At 74.6% G+C, this 19,486-nt stretch carries 23 protein-coding genes; 15 read left to right on the top strand and 8 right to left on the bottom strand.

Annotated features, from left to right (window positions below; translation table 11 throughout):
• Positions 1-41 precede the first annotated feature (41 nt).
• Positions 42-341 (bottom strand): S26 family signal peptidase, encoded by a 300-nt coding sequence (locus tag ENKNEFLB_RS09075; protein WP_275955954.1) that lies wholly within the window; start codon positions 339-341, stop codon positions 42-44.
• Positions 342-473: 132 nt separating this feature from the next.
• Between ENKNEFLB_RS09075 and sodN the strand changes: the two genes are divergently transcribed.
• From sodN to ENKNEFLB_RS09060, 3 genes are all read left to right on the top strand, one after another.
• The gene (gene sodN, locus ENKNEFLB_RS09070; protein WP_160006238.1) at positions 474-875 is read left to right on the top strand and encodes a superoxide dismutase, Ni; all 402 of its coding nucleotides are present in this window, start codon (positions 474-476) and stop codon (positions 873-875) included.
• Positions 876-1,044: 169 nt separating this feature from the next.
• A complete protein-coding gene (locus ENKNEFLB_RS09065) occupies positions 1,045-4,332 on the top strand; it encodes a response regulator (protein WP_214058896.1) in 3,288 nt (1,095 codons plus the stop codon).
• Between the two features lie 114 nt (positions 4,333-4,446).
• Positions 4,447-5,316 carry a SigB/SigF/SigG family RNA polymerase sigma factor gene (locus ENKNEFLB_RS09060; protein WP_246535924.1) on the top strand — a complete coding sequence of 290 codons (870 nt, stop codon included), beginning with the start codon at positions 4,447-4,449 and terminating at the stop codon, positions 5,314-5,316.
• Here the strand turns inward: ENKNEFLB_RS09060 and ENKNEFLB_RS09055 are convergent.
• Entirely contained in the window at positions 5,246-5,686 is a 441-nt protein-coding gene (locus ENKNEFLB_RS09055) for a hypothetical protein (protein ID WP_214058895.1), read from the bottom strand. The genes ENKNEFLB_RS09060 and ENKNEFLB_RS09055 overlap by 71 nt on opposite strands.
• Before the next feature lie 230 nt (positions 5,687-5,916).
• Between ENKNEFLB_RS09055 and ENKNEFLB_RS09050 the strand changes: the two genes are divergently transcribed.
• The gene (locus ENKNEFLB_RS09050) at positions 5,917-6,168 is read left to right on the top strand and encodes a WhiB family transcriptional regulator (RefSeq protein ID WP_101524945.1); all 252 of its coding nucleotides are present in this window, start codon (positions 5,917-5,919) and stop codon (positions 6,166-6,168) included.
• Between the two features lie 59 nt (positions 6,169-6,227).
• Here ENKNEFLB_RS09050 and ENKNEFLB_RS09045 read toward each other — a convergent pair whose 3' ends face one another.
• Positions 6,228-7,703, bottom strand: coding sequence for a sensor histidine kinase (locus tag ENKNEFLB_RS09045; RefSeq protein WP_214058894.1), 1,476 nt, complete (start codon positions 7,701-7,703; stop codon positions 6,228-6,230).
• Positions 7,704-7,803: 100 nt separating this feature from the next.
• Between ENKNEFLB_RS09045 and ENKNEFLB_RS09040 the strand changes: the two genes are divergently transcribed.
• The 5 genes from ENKNEFLB_RS09040 (at position 7,804) to ENKNEFLB_RS23145 (ending at position 11,520) form a co-directional block, all read left to right on the top strand.
• Positions 7,804-8,691 carry a DUF2785 domain-containing protein gene (locus tag ENKNEFLB_RS09040; protein ID WP_214058893.1) on the top strand — a complete coding sequence of 296 codons (888 nt, stop codon included), beginning with the start codon at positions 7,804-7,806 and terminating at the stop codon, positions 8,689-8,691.
• Positions 8,692-8,756: 65 nt separating this feature from the next.
• A complete protein-coding gene (locus ENKNEFLB_RS09035; RefSeq protein WP_214058892.1) occupies positions 8,757-10,463 on the top strand; it encodes an acetolactate synthase in 1,707 nt (568 codons plus the stop codon).
• Between the two features lie 2 nt (positions 10,464-10,465).
• Positions 10,466-10,948 carry a GNAT family N-acetyltransferase gene (locus ENKNEFLB_RS09030; protein ID WP_246535923.1) on the top strand — a complete coding sequence of 161 codons (483 nt, stop codon included), beginning with the start codon at positions 10,466-10,468 and terminating at the stop codon, positions 10,946-10,948.
• On the top strand, positions 10,945-11,352 hold the full coding sequence (locus tag ENKNEFLB_RS09025) for a thioesterase family protein (RefSeq protein ID WP_246535922.1): 408 nt from the start codon (positions 10,945-10,947) through the stop codon (positions 11,350-11,352). Before ENKNEFLB_RS09030 ends, ENKNEFLB_RS09025 begins: the two co-directional genes overlap by 4 nt.
• A 93-nt stretch (positions 11,353-11,445) precedes the next feature.
• Positions 11,446-11,520 carry a 50S ribosomal protein bL37 gene (locus ENKNEFLB_RS23145; protein ID WP_420830547.1) on the top strand — a complete coding sequence of 25 codons (75 nt, stop codon included), beginning with the start codon at positions 11,446-11,448 and terminating at the stop codon, positions 11,518-11,520.
• Between the two features lie 79 nt (positions 11,521-11,599).
• Here the strand turns inward: ENKNEFLB_RS23145 and rsrA are convergent, their stop codons facing one another.
• The 4 genes from rsrA to ENKNEFLB_RS09005 all read right to left on the bottom strand — a co-directional run bounded on the left by rsrA (position 11,600) and on the right by ENKNEFLB_RS09005 (position 14,067).
• Positions 11,600-11,887: a mycothiol system anti-sigma-R factor gene (gene rsrA, locus ENKNEFLB_RS09020; protein ID WP_214058891.1), complete on the bottom strand. Its 288-nt coding sequence runs from the start codon at positions 11,885-11,887 to the stop codon at positions 11,600-11,602.
• Positions 11,884-12,585 carry a sigma-70 family RNA polymerase sigma factor gene (locus tag ENKNEFLB_RS09015; RefSeq protein WP_420830536.1) on the bottom strand — a complete coding sequence of 234 codons (702 nt, stop codon included), beginning with the start codon at positions 12,583-12,585 and terminating at the stop codon, positions 11,884-11,886. The genes rsrA and ENKNEFLB_RS09015 overlap by 4 nt, the downstream gene beginning before the upstream one ends.
• Before the next feature lie 82 nt (positions 12,586-12,667).
• Positions 12,668-13,315 carry an alpha/beta hydrolase family protein gene (locus ENKNEFLB_RS09010; protein WP_214058889.1) on the bottom strand — a complete coding sequence of 216 codons (648 nt, stop codon included), beginning with the start codon at positions 13,313-13,315 and terminating at the stop codon, positions 12,668-12,670.
• A complete protein-coding gene (locus ENKNEFLB_RS09005; RefSeq protein WP_214058888.1) occupies positions 13,312-14,067 on the bottom strand; it encodes an SOS response-associated peptidase in 756 nt (251 codons plus the stop codon). The genes ENKNEFLB_RS09010 and ENKNEFLB_RS09005 overlap by 4 nt, the downstream gene beginning before the upstream one ends.
• A gap of 127 nt (positions 14,068-14,194) precedes the next feature.
• Between ENKNEFLB_RS09005 and ENKNEFLB_RS09000 the strand changes: the two genes are divergently transcribed.
• The 6 genes from ENKNEFLB_RS09000 to ENKNEFLB_RS08975 all read left to right on the top strand — a co-directional run bounded on the left by ENKNEFLB_RS09000 (position 14,195) and on the right by ENKNEFLB_RS08975 (position 18,919).
• Positions 14,195-14,722, top strand: a complete 528-nt coding sequence (locus ENKNEFLB_RS09000) for a DoxX family protein (RefSeq protein ID WP_214058887.1) — start codon at positions 14,195-14,197, stop codon at positions 14,720-14,722.
• Between the two features lie 8 nt (positions 14,723-14,730).
• Positions 14,731-16,038 (top strand): 3-phosphoshikimate 1-carboxyvinyltransferase, encoded by a 1,308-nt coding sequence (aroA, locus tag ENKNEFLB_RS08995; RefSeq protein ID WP_214058886.1) that lies wholly within the window; start codon positions 14,731-14,733, stop codon positions 16,036-16,038.
• Entirely contained in the window at positions 16,035-17,060 is a 1,026-nt protein-coding gene (rsgA, locus tag ENKNEFLB_RS08990; RefSeq protein WP_214058885.1) for a ribosome small subunit-dependent GTPase A, read from the top strand. The genes aroA and rsgA overlap by 4 nt, the downstream gene beginning before the upstream one ends.
• A 31-nt stretch (positions 17,061-17,091) precedes the next feature.
• Positions 17,092-17,973 (top strand): inositol monophosphatase family protein, encoded by an 882-nt coding sequence (locus ENKNEFLB_RS08985; protein WP_214058884.1) that lies wholly within the window; start codon positions 17,092-17,094, stop codon positions 17,971-17,973.
• A 51-nt stretch (positions 17,974-18,024) separates the two neighbouring features.
• Positions 18,025-18,456 carry a CBS domain-containing protein gene (locus ENKNEFLB_RS08980; RefSeq protein ID WP_214058883.1) on the top strand — a complete coding sequence of 144 codons (432 nt, stop codon included), beginning with the start codon at positions 18,025-18,027 and terminating at the stop codon, positions 18,454-18,456.
• 94 nt (positions 18,457-18,550) lie between these two features.
• Positions 18,551-18,919 carry an FKBP-type peptidyl-prolyl cis-trans isomerase gene (locus ENKNEFLB_RS08975; RefSeq protein ID WP_214058882.1) on the top strand — a complete coding sequence of 123 codons (369 nt, stop codon included), beginning with the start codon at positions 18,551-18,553 and terminating at the stop codon, positions 18,917-18,919.
• A gap of 105 nt (positions 18,920-19,024) precedes the next feature.
• Here ENKNEFLB_RS08975 and ENKNEFLB_RS08970 read toward each other — a convergent pair whose 3' ends face one another.
• Positions 19,025-19,417 carry a hypothetical protein gene (locus tag ENKNEFLB_RS08970; protein ID WP_214058881.1) on the bottom strand — a complete coding sequence of 131 codons (393 nt, stop codon included), beginning with the start codon at positions 19,415-19,417 and terminating at the stop codon, positions 19,025-19,027.
• Positions 19,418-19,486: the final 69 nt, after the last annotated feature.

Raw genomic sequence — 19,486 nt, 5'->3', positions numbered from 1 at the left:
CTCAGCACCGCGCGTGGACGCCGTACCGACCGAGACGTGCGTCACACGCGGCGCGGACGTGGCCAGAGCCGGGCCCGCACCACCCCGAGCACGTCCTGCGCGGCGACCGGGCCGCGGTGCCGGGAGTCGACCCCCGCGTCCGGGTCGTCGCTGAGCAGCCACCAGCCCGGGGCGCCGGCCCTGGTCGTACGCCGGTCCGTGGCGCGCTTGACCACGACCGTGCCGTCGGGGAACCGCGCGACCACGACGTCGCCGGGTCGGGGCGCGGCGCCGTACCGCACGAGCAGCCGGTCCCCCGGCGAGAGCGACGGCGCCATCGACCGGCCCCGGACCCGGGCCACACCCCAAGGGGCGTGGTGACCCGGGGCGCCCGCACCCCTAGTTTCGAAGTCGCGTGCCCCATCCCCGACGCCTGCCACGCGCAGTAGTCTCGCAGGGCACGGACCACCTGACGTACCCCTGAGAGGACCCGCATGCTCGCGAAGCTCTTCGCCCCCACCATCGAGGTCTCGGCCCACTGCGACCTGCCCTGCGGCGTCTACGACCCCGCCCAGGCCCGCATCGAGGCCGAGTCGATCAAGGGCATCATCGCCAAGGTCGCCGACAACGACGACCCCGACTTCCGCACCCGCGCCATCCTGATCAAGGAGCAGCGCGCCGAGCTGGTCAAGCACCACCTGTGGGTGCTGTGGACCGACTACTTCAAGCCCCCGCACTTCGAGAAGTACCCCCAGCTGCACCAGCTGACCAACGAGGCCACCAAGCTCGCCGGCGCCACCGGCGCCAAGGGCTCGCTCGACGCCGACGTGGCCGACCAGCTGCTGGCCAAGATCGACGAGATCGCCGAGATCTTCTGGGAGACCAAGAAGGCCTGACGCCCTCCGCGGGGCCACCCCGTCGTACGCCGCCCTCCCGCCACGCACCGTCGTGGCCGGGAGGGCGTCGTCGTCCTCCGGGTCCGCGCCGAAGCCGCACCCGGGCGCCCGTGGCGCACTATCCTCGTGCGCGGACCGTCCACCGGACGGCCGGGACAGGGAGGTGCGGGTGGACGACGACGATCCCGGTGGCCGCATCCTCGCGGCGTTCACGGACGCCGTGCTCGATCTCGGGCTCGACGGGCGCATCCGCTACGCCAACACCAGCGCCGCCGCCCTGCTCGGCGCCGAGGACCTGGTCGGCCGTGACATCGGCGACTTCCTCGACGAGGACGGCAGGCTGCACTCGTCCTCCCACCTGGCCCGGGCCGCCCGCGGGATCGTCATCGACGGGGAGGTCGACACGCTCCTGGTGCGCGGCGACGGCTCCCCGCGCTGGGTGCGCCTACGACAGACGGCGCTCCGGGAAGGCGACCGGGTCACCTCCGTCGTGCTGCGGATGACCGACAACCACCACGACCGGGAGCTGCTCGAGGCGTTGCGCGCCAGCCAGGCCGGGCTCGTCCGGGCCGAGCGGATCGCCCGCAGCGGCAGCTTCACCTGGCACCCCGCCACCGGGGACACCTCGTCCTCGGCCGGCCTCGTCGAGCTCTACGGCGACCACCTCGCCGCCCTCCTCGCCGTCGACCGCACGCGGCTGCTGGGGATGACCCACCCCGAGGACCACGCCCGCCTCGAGGACAACCTGGGCGACCTGCTGTCCGGTGCTGCGGACGAGATCGACGTCGAGCTGCGCCAGCTGGGCCGGCACGGCTGGATGTGGGTGCGGCTGCGCGCCGAGGGCACCCGGGACGCGGCGGGGGTGCTGGTCGAGGTCTCCGGGACCTACCAGGACGTCACCCGCTCGCGCGCCGCCGAGGACCGCCTGCAGGACCTGGTGACCCAGAACTCGCTGATGCAGGCGGTCGCCACCGCCGCCAACGAGGCCGGCACCCTGGACGAGGTGCTGCTGCTGGCCCGCGACCTCGTCGTGCTGCACGACGACTGGGACCGGGCCCGCGCCTTCCTGCCCTGCCCCGGCGGCACGGGCCTGGTGCCCCACCTCCCGGAGGAGCACCCCGCCACCGACGCCGGTGCGACCGACGTCGCCACGCGCGAGCTGGCGACGGCGTCGCGGTGCCTGGAGCTCGGCGCGCCCGTCTGGGACGAGGTGGACCGGTTGACGATCGCCTTCCCGGTGCGTCTCGACGAGGAGGTGGTGGCGGTGCTGACCCTCACCTCGTTGCCCCCGCTCCACCGCCACGAGCTGATCGAGGAGATGGCCGCGCAGGCAGCGCTGCTGATCGCCCGGGTCGCCGAGCGCGAGCGGGCCCGCGGGCTGCTGGCCGACGCCCGGGACCGGGCGGTCAGCGCCTCGCAGCACAAGTCGGACTTCCTGGCCACGATGAGCCACGAGATCCGCACCCCGCTCAACGGCATCGTCGGCCTCAACGAGCTGCTCGGGGCCACGGCGCTCTCCGACCGCCAGCAGCACCTGGTCTCGGGGGTCGCGGTCTCCAGCCGGTCGCTGCTCGACCTGATCAACGACATCCTCGACTTCTCCAAGATCGAGGCCGGCCACCTCGGCCTCGAGCGGGTCGACCTCGAGGTGCGCGAGGTCCTCGCCGAGGTGGGCGGGGTGCTCGCCGAGAGCGCCCGCTCCCGCGGCATCGACCTCGAGGTCTCCTGCGCTCCCGACGTCCCCGAGGTGCTGTCCGGGGACCCGACGCGGTTGAAGCAGGTCCTGCTCAACCTGGGCTCGAACGCGGTCAAGTTCACCGCCGAGGGCTCGGTGACCATCCGCGCCACCGCGAGCCCCGCCGCCGACGGCACCCTGCTGCGTGTCGAGGTGGGCGACACCGGTGTCGGCATCACCCCGGACCAGCAGCGGGCCGTCTTCGCCCCCTTCAGCCAGGCCGACACCTCGACCACCCGCACCTTCGGCGGGACGGGCCTGGGCCTGGCCATCTGCGCCGAGATCGTGGCGGCCTTCGGCGGCGAGATCGGCGTCGACAGCGTCCCCGGCGCCGGCAGCACGTTCTGGTTCACCGCCCACCTGGGGCCCGCCACCGGCAGCACCGAGGACGCCACGTCGGTCCGGGCCCGGGCGGTCCTCGGCGGCACCCGGGTCCTCGTCGTCGACGACACCCCGCGCAACCGGATGATCCTGGTCGAGCAGCTGGGCTGGTGGGGCGTGGTGGCGACCGAGGCCGCGGGAGCAGTGGCGGCGATGGCCGCGCTCGAGGGAGCGCGCGCGGCCGGCGAGCCCTACGACGTGGTGCTGCTCGACCTGAACATGCCGGGCAGCGACGGCCTCGACCTGGCGGCCGCCGTACGGGCCGGTGGTTACCCGGCTGACCTGCCGCTGCTGCTGCTGACGTCCTCGCTGACGCCGACGCCCGAGGACCTCGCCGGCGCCGGCATCACCACGAGCCTGACCAAGCCGGTGCCGTCCTCGACCCTGCGCGACGCGCTGCTCTCGGTGCTCGCCGGCTCCGACGACGCCCCGCGGGACGTGAGGCCGGCACCGGCCCCCACCGGGCAGGGCCGGGTGCTGGTGGTCGAGGACAACCCGATCAACCAGATGGTGGCCCGCGGCTTCCTGGAGGCCCAGGGCTACGTCGTGGAGACCGCCGAGGACGGCGAGCAGGCCCTCGCCGCCGTGGCCACCGGCGCCTGGGACGCCGTGCTGATGGACGTCCAGATGCCGCGCCTGGACGGGTACGCCACCACGCGCGTGCTGCGCCGGGAGCGGGCCACCACCGGGGACGGGCGGCGGTTGCCGATCATCGCGATGACCGCCGCCGCCGTGACCGGGGAGCGTGAGAAGTGCCTGGCCGCGGGGATGGACGACTACCTCACCAAGCCCGTGTCCGCGGCCGCCCTGGCCGCCGCCCTGGCGCGCTGGGTGCACCGGCCCGCCACCGCCGCCCCCGACGCCCCCGCCACCGACGCCCCCGCCACCGACGCCCCGGGCGCGACGACCGAGCACCCGGAGGACCCGATGGCCACCCCCGAACCCACGCCAGCCGCGGCAGCTGCCGCACCCGACGGCCCGCACCTCGACCAGGACCGGCTCGCCGACCTGCTCGAGCTCGGTCCGCCCCACGACTTCCTGGACCGTGCCATCGGGAACTTCCTGCGCCGTCGTACCGAGGTCGTCGCGGCTCTCGTCAGCGCCGTCGCCGACCGGGACCACGCCCGGTTGAGCGCCGCCGCGCACGAGCTGCGGGGAGGTGCGGCCAACCTCGGGCTGCCCGTGGTGGTCGACCTGGCCCGCCGGCTGGAGGAGCGCGGCGACACGGGTGAGGCGGTCGGGTGCGAGCCGCTCCTGGCGGACCTCGCGGTGGCGCTGGGCGAGGCCGGCGAGGCCATCGCCTCCTACCGGGACTGGTTCCGCGCCACCACGTCCGCCTAGCGGGCACAGGCCACCGTCCGGCGCGGTCGCCCACAGGGCGCTCCCGGCACGCCCCGGGCCCGGGCGGGCCCGACTAGCGTCCTGCCCGCCCCGTACCCGAGCCGAGGGAGCGCCGTGCCCGAGCCCGTCGACCACGCCGCGCTGCGGGCCCGCAGCGAGGAGCTGATGGCGGTGGTGGCCGCCGGCGGCCCCGGCCGGGCCGCCGCCCGCGAGGCCCTGGCCCTGCTCCACCGGCCGCTGGTCGAGCACTGCGTGCGCCGCTTCCGCGGGCGCGGGGAGCCCCACGAGGACCTCGTGCAGGTCGGGATGGTCGCGCTGCTGCTCGCCATCGACCGCTTCGACCCCGCGCGGGGGCTCCAGTTCACCTCCTTCGCGGCGCCCACGATCCAGGGCGAGGTCCGGCGCTGGTTCCGCGACAGGGGTGGGGTGGTGCGGGTGCCCCGCCGCCTGCAGGAGCTGCGGGTCCGGGTCGGCACCGCGTCCGCCGCGCTCGTCCAGGAGCTCGGCCGCTCCCCCACCACCGCCGAGCTCGCCTCCGCGCTCGGTTGCACCGTGGCGGAGGTCGTGGAGTGCCAGGAGTCGGCCGAGGCCTACACCGCCACCTCGCTCGACGCCGTGGCCGGCGCGCCGGACGGGCCGACCGTGCGGAGCGACCTGGTCGGTTGCGAGGACGGGGCGCTGGCCGCCGTGGTGCTGCGGGAGTCCGTGCGCCCCCTGCTGGAGCGCCTCCCGCCACGGGAGAAGAGGATCCTGCTGCTGCGCTTCTACGCCGGGATGACCCAGTCCCAGGTGGCGGCCGAGACGGGGTTGACCCAGATGCAGGTCTCGCGGGTGTTGGCGCGGACGCTGGCCGACCTGCGGGCCGCGCTGGACCTCCCCCCGGAGACCGGTCCGGCCCGACCCGGCGCCGGGCTCACGGCTCGCGGGCCAGCCGAGCCACCGAGGAGGGGTGCACGACCCCGAGCACCGCCACGACGGCCGTGACGACCAGGGCGGCGGTCAGCAGCAGCGGCAGCTCCTGGCGGTTGGTCCAGGCGAGCCCGAGCTGGATCAGCTGGGCGAGCAGCACCGGCCCCCGTCCCCAGGTCTCCGCGCGCAGGAGCGCCCGCGCCGCGGCGAGCAGGAGGACGGCGAAGGCCAGGAAGAACACGCCGACACCGACGCCGAGGGTGAAGCTCTCGCGGGTCAGGCTGGCCAGCTGGAGCACCCCGAGCGCGACCAGCGCCAGGCCCTGCAGCGCGACCAGGGACGCGGCGACCACCAGGGGTGGTGGTGTCGGGTCGTGGCGGGCCGCGACGCCGGCCGGGTCCTCGGTCGGGTCCTCGGAGGGGTCGGGGGTCGGTCGGGAGGCCACGGGTCGAGACTAGATCGGTACGCTCCCCACGTCGCTCGCGAGCCTGGGTCGGACGTCCCGAACCTGCGCGTTGTGACCCACCGAACCTTCTGGGTGCTTGTGCCCGGCCCGTTCTATTGGGAGTCTTGAGGGCGCGCTCGTGAACACCTTCATATCGTGGACGGTCACGCGCGCCCGCAGGCCTGAGCACCCCTGTCTGCACGCGTGTGAGGAGAGAGAGAAACCCTGCCATGGATTGGCGCCATCGTTCTGCGTGCCTCGACGAGGACCCTGAGCTGTTCTTCCCGATCGGCAACACCGGTCCCGCGATCCTCCAGATCGAGGAGGCCAAGCAGGTGTGCCGCCGCTGCGAGGTCCGCGAGCAGTGCCTGGCCTGGGCCCTCGAGGCCGGCCAGGACCACGGGGTCTGGGGCGGTCTGAGCGAGGACGAGCGTCGTGCGCTGAAGCGCCGCAACGCCCGGGCCCGCATCCGCACCGCCTGAGCCGGACCCCCGCCCCCCGGGCAGGACCCCCAGCCGTATGTCTCGTCGTCCCCCTCGCCTCAGGTGAGGGGGACGTCGATGTCGGCGACCGCACCACTGCCCTGCGGGCGGTCACCGAGGTGGAGGCGGCCGCCCAGCTCGGACTCCACCAGGGTCCGCACGATCGACAGGCCCAGGCCGGTCGAGGTCTCGGGGTCGAAGCCGTCCGGCAGCCCGTGACCGTCGTCGGCGACCCCGATCGTCAGGCGGCCCGCTCCGCGGCGCACCCGCATCTCCACGTGGCCCGTCGTCCCGGCGGCGGCGTCGCCGTAACCGTGCTCCACCGCGTTCTGCAGCACCTCGGTCAGCACCATCGCCAGGGTGGTGGCGGTCTCCGACGGCAGCCGGCCGAACGACCCCTCGCGACGCACCTGCACCGGGACCGCCGCCGTGCTGACCTCCACGACCATGCCCACCAGGCGGTCGGCGACCTCGTCGAAGTCGACGTCCTCCTCGACGGCCTGGCTGAGCATCTCGTGCACGACCGCGATGGTGCCCACCCGACGCACGGCCTCCTGGAGCGCGGCCCGGCCGCCCGGTGAGTCCATCCGGCGCGCCTGCAGGCGCAGCAGCGCGGCGACGGTCTGCAGGTTGTTCTTCACCCGGTGGTGGATCTCGCGGATGGTCGCGTCCTTGGTGACCAGCTCGCGGTCCCGCCGACGCAGCTCGGTCACGTCGCGGACCAGGATCAGCGCCCCGATCCGCTCACCGGCGGGGCGCAGCGGCACCGCCCGCACGATCAGGGCGACCTCCTCGGCGGCCAGCTCGGTGTCGCGGTGCGCCCGCCCGGCCAGCACCGCGCTCAGCGTCTCCTCGTCGGGTCGGCGCCGGGGCGGCACGAGCCGACGGGTGAGGTCGGCGAGGTCGAGCCCGGTCAGGTCCCCCGACAGCCCCAGGCGCCGGTAGAGCGACAACGCGTTCGGGCTCGCGTAGGTCACCAGCCCGAACGCGTCGACGCGCAGGAACCCGTCGCCGACGCGCGGGGAGTCCGCGTGGTCACTGCGTGCGCCGGGCACCGGGAAGTGACCGGCGGCGATCATCTGGCTCAGGTCGTCCGCGGTCTGCAGGTAGGTCAGCTCCAGGCGGCTCGGGGTGCGTACGCCGTGCAGGTTGGTGTTCCGGGTGATCACCGCGATCACCCGACCGGCCCGCACCACCGGGATCGACTCGACCCGCACGGGCACCTCGTCGCGCCACTCGGGGTCCCCTTCGCGGACCAGCCGCCCGCTGGCGTACGCCTCCTCCAGCAGCGGCCGCCGACCGGCCGCGACGAAGGTGCCGACCACGTCGTCGACGTACGCGGTCGGCCCGGTGGTCGGCCGCATCTGGGCGCCGGCCCAGAAGCCGTGGCCGTCGCGGTCGGGCAGCCAGAGCACCAGGTCGGCGAAGGACAGGTCGGCCACGATCTGCCAGTCGGCCTGCAGCAGCTGCAGCCAGGACACGTCGTCCTCGTCGAGGTCGGTGTGGCTGCGGACCAGCTCGAGAAGGGTCGGCACGGGGGCAGCCTAGGAGGATCCCCTCGCCAGGCTGCGTGAGGTGCGTCCCCGGCCTCCGCGTCCGGGCCCGCCGACCCGGCGCCCTTGGCACACTGACGGCATGACACCGGCGCAGCTCGCCCAGATCGTCGACGCCGACTTCCCCGTCCCGCTCGACCGCCCGCTGGCCGGCGTCACCGCCGACCTCGTCCGGGCCCTGGGCGACCCCGACCCGGTGCTGCGCGACGACCTGGCGCTGCCGGTGCTGGCCACCTGGATCGAGCGTGGCGTCTACGACGACCTGCTCGTCGGGCTCGGCGACGGCCTCGCCACCGGACTGCGCTCCGGCATCGGCGAGCAGGGCACCGACTCGGTCTTCCGGCGCAGCTTCTCCGCCCTCGCCCTCGCGGAGTGCCTGCAGCGCGACACCGAGGTCCGGCGCGTCCCCGGCGGGAAGGTCCTGGAGTGGGGCGACCGCCTGACCACCTGGTTCCTGGCCGAGCAGGACACCCGGGGACGGGTCGCGGGGCACGGCTGGGCGCACGCGGTGGCCCACGGCGCCGACGCCCTCGGCGTCCTCGCCGGGTCCCCGCACCTGGGTCGCGAGGAGCTCGAGGTCGTCCTCGAGGTACTCGCCGACCGCGTCGTGCGTCCCAGCACCTCCCCCGACGACCTGCTCGTGGCCGGGGAGCCCGACCGGCTCGCCTCGGCCGTGCTGGCCGCGCTCCGGCGCGACCTCGTCGTCGTCGACCACCTCGAGGGCTGGGTGGCACGCCTGACCGACGCGGCCGAGGTCGCGGTCACCGGCACGCGCGACGGGGCGGCGGTCGAGGACCCGTACCTCGCCGCGGGCAACCTGCAGGCCTTCCTGCGGGCGCTGCACCTGCAGCTCGTCCTGGCCCCGGAGCCGCCGGCGGTCCGCTCTGACCTGCTGCTCCTCCTCGTCGACGCCCTGCGCCGCACCAACCCGCACACCCTCGCCGTCCCGGCACTGACCACCGGCGCCTGAGACCTCCATGGCCTGAGACGTCGATCGCCTGAGACCTCCGGCGCCGGCTGGGTAGCCTGCGGGGCATGACGACGACGTCCGGCCCGACCAGCCCCTCCGACGCCCCTGACGCAGCCGGCCCGGAGGGCACCCTGCGCGGCCACGCGGGGCAGCTCGCGGTGGCCGCGGCCCGCGCCCACGGGGTCGAGACCCTCTTCACCCTCTCCGGGGCGCACGTGTTCCCGATGTACGACGGCGCCGTCACCGCCGACCCGCCGATGCGTCTGCTCGACGTCCGTCACGAGCAGACGGCCGCCTTCGCGGCCGAGGCCACCGGCAAGCTCACCCGCACCCCGGGCCTCGCTGTGCTGACGGCCGGGCCCGGGGTGACCAACGGCGTCAGCGCGATCGCGCAGGCCCAGTTCGCCGGGTCCCCGATGGTCGTCGTCGGCGGCCGCGCCCCGGCCAACCGCTGGGGCAGCGGGAGCCTGCAGGAGCTGGACCAGCCGCCGATCCTCGCGTCGATCTCCAAGCAGGCCCGCACCCTGCACACCGCCGGCGAGGTGCTCGGCGGGATGGAGGACGCCTTCGGGGCGGCCGGGTCCTCCCACCGCGGCCCGGTCTTCGTCGACGTGCCCATGGACCAGTTCTTCGACACCGCCGAGGGACCGCGTCCCACCGGTGCCCGGCCGGCGCCGATCGAGCCCGACGGCGAGGCGGTGGTCCGCATCGCCCGGCTCCTCGCCGAGGCGCGACGGCCCGTCGTGGTGCTCGGCACCGACGTCTGGGCCGACGGCGCCGAGGTCGCGGCCCTGCGGCTGGTCGAGCAGGCCGGCCTGCCGGCGATCACCAACGGGATGGGCCGCGGCGTCGTGCCCGGCGGCCACCGGCTGCTGGTGACCAAGGCCCGCAGCGCCGCCCTCGGGGGCGCCGACCTCGTCGTGGTGGTCGGCACCCCGCTGGACTTCCGGCTCGGCTACGGCGTGTTCGGGGGCAAGGACGACACCACGCCCGCCCGGGTCGTCCACGTCGCCGACTCCCCGGCCCAGGTCTCCACCCACGCCGACCTCGCCGACTCCGTCTCCGGCGACCTGACCACCGTGCTCGACGGGCTGCTGGCCGCGCTCGAGCGCGGCAACCGTCCCGACTGGAGCACCTGGGTCGAGGAGCTGCAGGGCACCGTCGCGGCGGCCGTCGAGCGCGACGCAGCCCTGCTGTCCGCCGAGGCCGACCCCATCCACCCGGCCCGCATCTACGGCGAGCTGGTCCCGCGGCTGGCCGAGGACTCGGTCGTGATCGGCGACGGCGGCGACTTCGTCTCGTTCGCCGGCAAGTACGTCGAGCCGAAGCGCCCCGGCGGCTGGCTGGACCCGGGCCCGTACGGCTGCCTCGGCGCGGGCCTCGGCGCCGCCATCGCCGCACGGCTGGCCCGACCCTCGGCCCAGGTCGTGCTGCTGCTCGGCGACGGCGCGGCCGGCTTCTCGCTGATGGACGTCGACACGCTGGTCAGGCACAACCTGCCCGTGGTGATGGTGATGGGCAACAACTCCGCCTGGGGCCTGGAGAAGGGCCCGATGCAGATGCTCTACGGCTACGACGTGATCGCCGACCTGGCGCCGCGCACGGCCTACGACGGTGTCGTGAAGGCCCTCGGCGGGGCCGGGGAGACCGTGACCGACCCCCGCCAGATCGGGCCGGCCCTCGACCGGGCCTTCGCCTCGGGCGTGCCGTACCTGGTCAACGTGATCACCGACGTCGAGGCGGCCTACCCGCGCGCCACCTTCGGGATCTGAGGGTGCGTGTCCGGCGCGTGCGCGAGGACGAGCACGCCCGTGTCGGGGCGATGACGGTCGCGGCCTACGCGCCGTTCCTCTCCCCCGACGACCCGTACGCGCTCCGCCTCGCCGACGCCGCCCGCCGCGACCGGGAGGCGGAGGTGTGGGTGGCCGTCGACGAGGCCGGGGAGCTGGTCGGCAACGTCACCGTCTGCCCGCCCGGCTCGGTCTGGCGCGAGCTGGCCGGGGACGGCGAGGGCGAGTTCCGGATGCTGGCCGTCGATCCCCCGGCCCAGCGCCGCGGCGTCGGGGAGGTGCTCGCCCTCGCGGTGATCGAGCGGTTCCGGGCCGAGGGAGCCGCCGCGGTGGTGCTGTCCAGCCTGCCCTCCATGCACGCCGCGCACCGGCTCTACGAACGGCTCGGCTTCACCCGCCGACCCGACCGCGACTGGGCGCCCCTGCCCGGCGTGCCCCTGATCGCCTACGCCCAGGAGCTCCCGTGACCGATCCGTCCCCGCCCGACCGCGCGAGCCTGACCGCGGTGCTGCGCTTCACCGTCACCGAGGACGACACCGCCGCCGCCCTGGGCTCGGGCAGCCTGCCCGTGCTGGCCACACCGCGGCTGCTGGCGTGGTGCGAGGCGGCGACCTGCGCGGCGATCGAGCCCGTCCTGCCGCCCGGCGGCACCAGCGTCGGCACCCGGGTGGTCCTCGAGCACCTCGCGCCCAGCCCGGTCGGCCGGCACCTCGAGGTCACCGCCTCGGTGGCCCACGTCGACGGCCGGCTGCACCGTCTCACCGTCGGCGCCCGGCACCTCTCCGGGGACCGGCCGGGCGCCGTGGTCGGCGCCGGCGAGGTCACCCGGGTGATCGTCGACGCCGAGCGGTTCCTGGACCGGCTGGGCTGACCGGTGGCCCCGGTCGGACTGCCCGGGCCACCCGATTAGCGGTGCGCAGCGACGTCTGGGAGGATCAACCGTTCGCGATCCGAGGAGGACACCATGGGCAAGACCGGCCGCAAGCGTCGTTCACGCCGCAAGAAGGCAGCAAACCACGGCAAGCGCCCCAACACCTGAGCGCTCGCCGCGCACACGAGCCCCCCGCCTCACGGCAGGGGGCTCGTCTGCGTCCGGGCCCGCGACGGGGCCGAGTGGCTCAGCCCTCGCTGAGGCGCACCTGCACCTGGCGGATCGACACGCGCACGCGCTCGCGCAGCGCCTCGGGAGCCGGCTCCGCGCAGGACCGGGCGACGACGGCCTTGACGGTGCGCTGCAGGTCGTAGCGCTCCAGGCAGGGGTTGCAGGTGTCGAGGTGGACCCGTACGGCGGCGCAGTCGGCCGCGTCGAGCTCGTTGTCCAGGAAGTAGACGATCCGCTCGAGGTACTCGGCGCAGTCCTCGTCCCCCGGCGGGACGCCGGTGTCGGCGTGGGTGTGCTCGGTCATCGCTTGCCACCTCCGCGGGCGTAGTCGGACAGCATGTCGCGCAGCTGGCGGCGGCCGCGGTGCAGCCGCGACATCACCGTCCCGATCGGGGTGTCCATGATCTCCGCGATCTCCTTGTAGGCGAACCCCTCGACGTCGGCGAGGTAGACCGCCAGCCGGAACTCCTCGGGCAGGCGCTGCAGGGCGTCCTTGACCTCGGAGTCGGGGAGGTGCTCGAGGGCCTCGGTCTCGGCGGACTTGAGCCCGACCGAGCTGTGGTTCTCCGCACGGGCCAGCTGCCAGTCCTCGATGTCCTCGGCCATCGACTTCTGGGGCTCGCGCTGCTTCTTGCGGTAGGTGTTGATGAAGGTGTTCGTGAGGATCCGGTACAGCCACGCCTTGAGGTTCGTGCCGGGGCGGAACTGGTGAAAGGCCGAGTAGGCCTTGGCGAACGTCTCCTGGACGAGGTCCTCGGCGTCGGCGGGGTTGCGGGTCATCCGCATCGCGGCGCCGTAGAGCTGGTCGAGGAACGGCAGCGCGTCGCGCTCGAAGCGCGCCGCGCGGTCGTCCTCGGACTCGGTGGCGACGTCGATGTCGGCCGGGTCGACGGTGGAGGGCTCGTCGGGCTCGATCAACGAGGTGGGGGCGGTGTCAGTCATCGCTCCCCAGCCTAGCCTCGGCTCGGTTCGCCCGTCGGGCGGCAGCAGCATCGCGATCACGGGGGGAGAACAGGCCGCACCCCGCTCTTTGTTCCCGGCCACCACCCGGCCGGGTGTCCCGCGCACCCGACGGGTGGGGTCCTCAGCGCGGGCCGGTCGGGATCTCGCGGACCAGCCACTCGAGCGTGGCGCCGACGAGCAGGCCGGTGACCTCCTCGTCGGTGATCGGGCCGCGCTTGTGCACCGCCAGTCCGTGGTCGGCGTCGGGCACTACGACGACGTCCAGGCCGGGCAGGTCGGGCAGCTCCTCGGGGCGGCCCATGTCGTCGCGCTCGCCCTGCACCACCAGCGTCGGCAGGCCGATCCCGCGCAGCTCCTCGACCCGGGACTTCTCCGGGCGGCCGGGCGGGTGGAGGGGGAAGGACAGCGCCAGGCAGCCGGTGGCGCCCATCCGCCGCGCCAGCCGGGCAGCGCTGCGGGCGCCGGCGGAGCGGCCGCCGACCACGAGCGGGGTACGCACCCGCAACCGGTCGTAGGCGGTCATCAGGGCCGCGTCGAGGGTCGGCGGCGCGGTGGCGACCCGGCGCCCCGCACGTCGCCAGGGCTGCTCGAAGCGCACCACGGTGACGCCCTGCTTGGGCAGGTGCCGGGCCAGGGCGGCCAGGTCACGGCTCTCGATCCCGGCCCCGGCGCCGTGGTTGAGCAGCAGCGTGGCCCAGGGGCGCACGGCGCGGTCGGTGACCAGCCGCCCCTCGCCGTGGGCGGTCTCGACCAGCAGCTCGCTGCTCACGTCACGACCTCCTCGAGCGGCAGCGGCTCGGTGAGCGTCGCCCCGTTGTTGCGCACGTTGCCGACCGCCGCCGAGACGGGGTACGCCTCCAGGCGGCCCGGTGCCGCGGGCTCGAGCAGGTCCAGGACGCTCTCGCGCGGCGCCCCCGGGTCCAGCCAGTCGGCCCACTGGTCGCGGGCGACCATCATCGGCATCCGGTCGTGCAGGTGGCCGAGGTCGTCCTGGGCCGCGGTGGTGATCACGGTGCAGGTCCAGCGGAACCGGTCCGGGTCGTCCTCGGCCCGGTCGGGGTCGCGCCAGATCTCGTACAGCCCGGCCATCGCGAGGACGCCGCCGTCGCGCGGGTGGATGTAGAAGGGCTGCTTGCGGGGTTTGCCGGCCGTCGTCAGCTGCGAGGTGGGGTACCACTCGTAGTAGCCGTCGGCGGGGAGCAGGCAGCGCCGCGCCGCGAGGGCGCGTCGGAAGGCGGGCTTCTCGGCGACCGTCTCGCGGCGGGCGTTGATCATCCGGCTGCCGATGGCCGGGTCCTTGGCCCAGGAGGGCACCAGGCCCCACCGCAGCACCCGCAGCTGGCGCTGCGGCGGGCCCGGGTCCTCGGCGTCCTTGCGAGCGCGCTCCAGCACGGCGTAGACGTCCTTGGTGGGCGCGACGTTGTAGTCGGGCTCCAGCGCTGCCGGGACCCGGTCGTCGACGACCTCGAACTCCTCGAGCAGGTCCTCGGGCCGACGGCTGGAGGCGTAGCGACCACACATGGCCACGACCCTAGCGGCGCCCGCCGAGGTCGGTGCGCGCCCCGGCGAGAGCCGGCACGGCGCCCACCGTCCGCCCACCATCCGCCCGGGCGAGGCACCCGCCACCGCGATCCGGTAGGAAGGGACCATGTCCTTGAGCCGCACCCTTGCCCGTCCGATGATCGCCTCCATGTTCCTCGTCGGTGCCGCCGACGCCCTGCGCAACACCACGGCGGCCGCCGAGCGCGCCAAGCCGGTCGCCGACCAGATGGTGGAGCTGGGCAAGAAGGCCGCGCCCACCGCGCCGATCCCCGAGGACGCCGCCACCCTGGTCCGGATCAACGCGGGCGTGCAGATCGCCGCCGCCCTCGGCCTGGCGACCAACCGGGCGCCGCGCGCCTGCGCGCTCGTGCTCGCGGGCTCGCTGGTGCCCACCACGCTCGCCGGCCACCGGTTCTGGGACTTCTCGGGCGAGAAGGCCAAGGAGCAGCGCCAGCACTTCGTCAAGAACGTCGCCGTCCTCGGCGGCCTGATCATCGCCGCCAACGACACCGAGGGCCGTCCCGGCGTCTCCTGGCGCGCCAAGCGGGTCGCCAGCGACGCGCGCCGCGAGGCCGGGCACCTGGCGAGCACCGCCAAGCTCGAGGCCAAGCTGGCCAAGGCCAACCTCACCTGAGCACCTCGATGGACTCCGCGCGCCCGGACCACCCGGCCGACCCCTGGCCGGCCCCCCGGGCCCGTGGTCGCGTCGACGCCGTCGTCTCCCTGCCCGGGAGCAAGTCGCTGACGAACAGGGCCCTGCTGCTGGCCTCGGTCGCCGAGGGCCCGTCGGTCGTACGGCGTGCCCTGCGCTCGCGCGACACGCTGCTGATGGCCACGGCCCTGACCGGCCTCGGGTCGCAAGTCGACACGACCGGCGAGGACTGGGTGGTCACCCCGGCCGCCTTCGCCGGTGACACCGACGTCGACTGCGGGCTGGCCGGCACCGTGATGCGGTTCGTGCCGCCCGTGGCCGGGCTCTCGACCGGGACGGTGGCCTTCGACGGCGACCCCCACATGCGCAACCGGCCGGTCGGCCAGGTCCTCACCGCCCTGCGCACGCTCGGCGTCGAGGTCGACGACGGCGGCCGCGGCGGGCTGCCGTTCGCCGTGCGCGGGACCGGCACGGTGCCCGGCGGACGGGTCGTCCTCGACGCGTCCGGGTCCTCGCAGTTCGTCTCCGCGCTACTGCTGGCCGGCGCGCGCTACGACCGTGGCGTCGACCTGGTCCACGAGGGGAAGCCGGTGCCGTCGCTGCCCCACGTCGAGATGACGGTGGCCATGCTGCGCGAGCACGGCGTGGACGTCGACGACGGCGACGCCGACCGGTGGCGGGTCTCCCCCGGCCCGGTCGCCGCGGTCGACCACGACATCGAGCCCGACCTCTCCAACGCCGCCCCGTTCCTGGCGCTGGCCGCGGTCTCGGGCGGCTCGGTGGTGGTCCGGGGCTGGCCCACCGCCACGAACCAGGCCGGCGACGCGCTGCGCGACATCCTGGCGGCGATGGGCTGCACCGTGGACCGGGTCGACGAGGGGCTGCGGGTGACCGGTCCCGAGCCGGTCGCCGGCGCGCACTCCGGGCTGCAGGGCGTCGATCTCGACCTGCACGACGTCGGCGAGCTGGCCCCGGCCGTGGCGGCCCTCTGCGCGGTGGCCACCTCGCCCTCGCACCTGCGCGGCATCGCCCACATCCGGGCCCACGAGACCGATCGGATCACCGCGCTGGCTACCGAGCTCGGCGCGCTCGGGGCCGAGGTCGAGGAGCGGCCCGACGGGTTGTCCCTGCGCCCGTCGGCGCTGCACGGCGGCACCTGGCACACCTACGCCGACCACCGGATGGCGCACGCGGGGGTGATCGTCGGCGCGGCCGTCGACGGCGTGCTGGTCGAGGACGTCGCGACCACCAGCAAGACCTTCCCCGACTTCGCCGACTTCTGGTCCAGCCTGCTGTGACCGGTCGCCGGGGTCGCTACACCGACCAGGACCAGGAGCACTACGAGCGTCCGCGCCGCCGCACCCGGCCGCGCACCAAGGAGCGACCGTCGTACGACGACGCGGCCGACGGCGTCGTGGTGACCGTCGACCGCGGCCGGTACTCGCTGCTGGTCGACGGCGTGCCCGTCTACGCCGTCAAGGCGCGTCCGCTGGGCCGCAAGGGCGTGGTCGTCGGCGACCGCGTCCGCGTGGTCGGCGACGTCTCCGGCGACGAGGGCGCCCTGGCCCGCGTCGTGGAGGTCAACGAGCGCAGCACCGTGCTGCGGCGCACCGCCGACGACGACGACCCGGTCGAGCGGGTGATCGTCTCCAACGCCGACCAGCTGGTCGTGGTCACCGCCCTGGCCGATCCCGAGCCCCGCCAGGGGCTGGTGGACCGCGCGCTGGTGGCGGCGTACGACTCCGGGATGACGCCGCTGCTGTGCCTGACCAAGGCCGACCTGGCGGGCCCGGAGGAGTTCATGTCGACCTACCGGGCGTTGCACGTGCCGTGGGTGGTCACCCGGCGTGACGGCGACCTCGGCGAGCTGCGGCGCCACCTCGCGGGACGGACCAGCGTGCTGCTGGGCCACAGCGGCGTCGGCAAGTCGACCCTGGTCAACGCGCTGGTGCCGGACGCCGACCGGGAGACCGGCGGCGTCAACGTGGTCACCGGCCGCGGCCGGCACACGTCGACCTCGGCGGTGATGCTCGGCCTGCCCGCGCAGAACGGTGAAGACGGTGACGGCGCCGGCGGTGGGTGGATCGTCGACACGCCCGGGATCCGGAGCTTCGGCCTGGCCCACGTGAAGCCGGAGACCCTGATCGGGGCCTTCCCGGACCTCGCGGCGGAGACCGGGTCCTGCCCGCGCGGGTGCACCCACGGCGAGGACACCCCCGAGTGCGGGCTGGACGACGCGGTCGAGCGGGGCGACGTCGACGCAGAGCGCGTGTCGTCCTTCCGACGGCTGCTGGCGGCCCGCAGCGTGCCGGCGTACTGACCTCCGACGGACCGACGGCTAGCCTGCCCCCGTGGCCACCGACTACACCGACGACCTCCGGCTCGCCCACGTGCTCGCCGACGACGCGGACTCCCTGACCACGGGGCGCTTCAAGGCCCTGGACCTGCACGTCATGAGCAAGCCCGACCTGACCCCGGTCACCGACGCCGACCAGGCCGTCGAGGAGGGCATCCGCCGCACCCTGTCGCGGGTCCGCTCGCGCGACGCCGTGACCGGCGAGGAGCAGGGCAGCACCGGCAGCGGCGCCCGGCGCTGGATCGTGGACCCGATCGACGGGACCAAGAACTTCGTGCGCGGGGTGCCGGTGTGGGCCACCCTGATCTCGCTCGTGGTGGAGGACGAGGTCGTGCTCGGCGTCGTCTCGGCGCCGCAGCTGCAGAAGCGCTGGTGGGCCTCCTCCGGCAACGGCGCCTGGACCGGCCGCTCGCTGCTCAAGGCCACCCGCTGCCAGGTCTCCGACGTCCGCCGCCTCGAGGACGCGTCGCTGTCCTACTCCTCGCTGAGCGGCTGGGACGAGCGCGGCCGCCTCGACGACATGGTCTCGCTGATGCGCCGGGTCTGGCGCACCCGCGCCTACGGCGACTTCTGGTCCTACGTCCTGCTCGCCGAGGGCGCGGTCGACCTCGCGGCCGAGCCCGAGCTCGAGGTCTACGACATGGCCGCCCTCGACGTCATCGTCCGCGAGGCCGGTGGCCGCTTCAGCTCCCTCGACGGGACCGACGGTCCGTTCGGCGGCAACGCCGTGGCCAGCAACGGCCACCTGCACGACGCCGCCCTGTCGTTCCTCGGCTCCTTGTCCGACGACCACGCCGGCGACGCGGACTGGCCCTCGCGCGGCGCCGGGTCCGTCTCGGACCTGCGGGACCGACGGCGCTCCGACCCCGACGCCTGACCCTGCCGGACGACCCTGGCCAGGGGGACCCGGCGTGAGTACGGTCACACCATGCGGATCGCCGACCTGCTCCAGGCCAAGCCCGACACCACCGTGGTCACCGTCGCCCCGGAGGCGGGCGTGCGGGACCTGCTGAGGCTGCTCGCCGAGCACAACGTCGGTGCCCTGGTGGTCAGCAGCGACGGCAGCCGCGTCGACGGGATCGTGAGCGAGCGCGACGTCGTGCGCCGCCTGCACGCCGACGGGACCGTCGTCGACAACACGGTCGGCGCGATCATGACCGCGACCGTCGAGACCTGCACCCCCAGCACCCCCCTCGACGAGGTGATGCTGACGATGACCGAGCGCCGGATGCGGCACGTGCCGGTCGTCGACGAGGGTCGGCTGGTCGGCATCGTCTCGATCGGCGACGTGGTCAAGCACAAGATCGGGCAGCTGGAGTTCGAGCGCGACCAGCTCGACAGCTACGTGCGCCAGTCCTGAGGGCCCCCGGCGGCCCGACGGCGGCGCACACGGGACGCCCGGCGACCGGCCGGGCACCCGCGCGACCACCCCTCCCGGCCTCTAGGGTGGAGCCATGAGCAAGCCCGAGATCGACTTCCCCGACTTCGACCCACCCGCCGACCTGCAGGTCACGGACCTGAGCGAGGGTGACGGCGCCGAGGCCGTGGCCGGCCAGACCGCGACCGTGCACTACGTGGGCGTGGCCCACTCCACCGGCGAGGAGTTCGACGCCTCGTGGAACCGTGGCGACCCGCTGCGTTTCAAGCTCGGCTCCGGCCAGGTCATCGCCGGCTGGGACCAGGGCGTGCAGGGCATGAAGGTCGGCGGTCGCCGTCAGCTCGTCATCCCGCCGCACCTCGGGTACGGCGACCGTGGTGCCGGTGGCGTGATCAAGCCCGGCGAGACGCTGATCTTCGTGGTCGACCTCGTCGCCGTCTCCTGACGGACCACGAACCCCGCCCGACCGCAGCACCCACCCTGCGCACGACGACCCGCCACCCCACGTGGGGTGGCGGGTCGTCTGCTGCCCGGGGAACCCCGGGACGGATCAGCGCAGGGTGACCCGGAGGGTGCACGCGCCGCCGGTGCGCAGGTTCTTCGCACGCAGCTTGTAGGTGTCGGCGCCCGCGGTGTTGCGGCGGTCGCGGTCGAGGTCGATGTCCCGGTCGTCCCCACCCACGGTGCGCACGACGTTGACGAAGCGGTCGCCGTTCTGGAACAGCTTCACGCGCCAGCGCTCGCCGCGCTGACCGTTGTCGATGTCCACCTGCACCTCGTGGCGGCCGTCGTCGCGCTCGGCCTCGAGCTTCACGTTGGCGCCGGCGCACGACTTCTGGTTCTGCACGGCGGCGGCCGGGCTGGCGCTCAGGGCGACGGCGGGCAGGGCCAGCAGCGAGGCGGTGGCGGCCGTGGCGGTGAGGCGGCGGGCGGTGCTGATCACGAGGTCCTCCGGGAGTGGTGGGCCGGACTGCTTCCGGCGACGGGAGAAGAGTCGCGCTCCCCGATGAGC

The organism is Nocardioides aquaticus (assembly GCF_018459925.1).
Lineage (GTDB): Bacteria > Actinomycetota > Actinomycetes > Propionibacteriales > Nocardioidaceae > Nocardioides > Nocardioides aquaticus.
The sequence above is the reverse complement of the archived record's forward strand: the minus strand, read 5'-3'. Positions and strand labels throughout refer to the sequence as shown.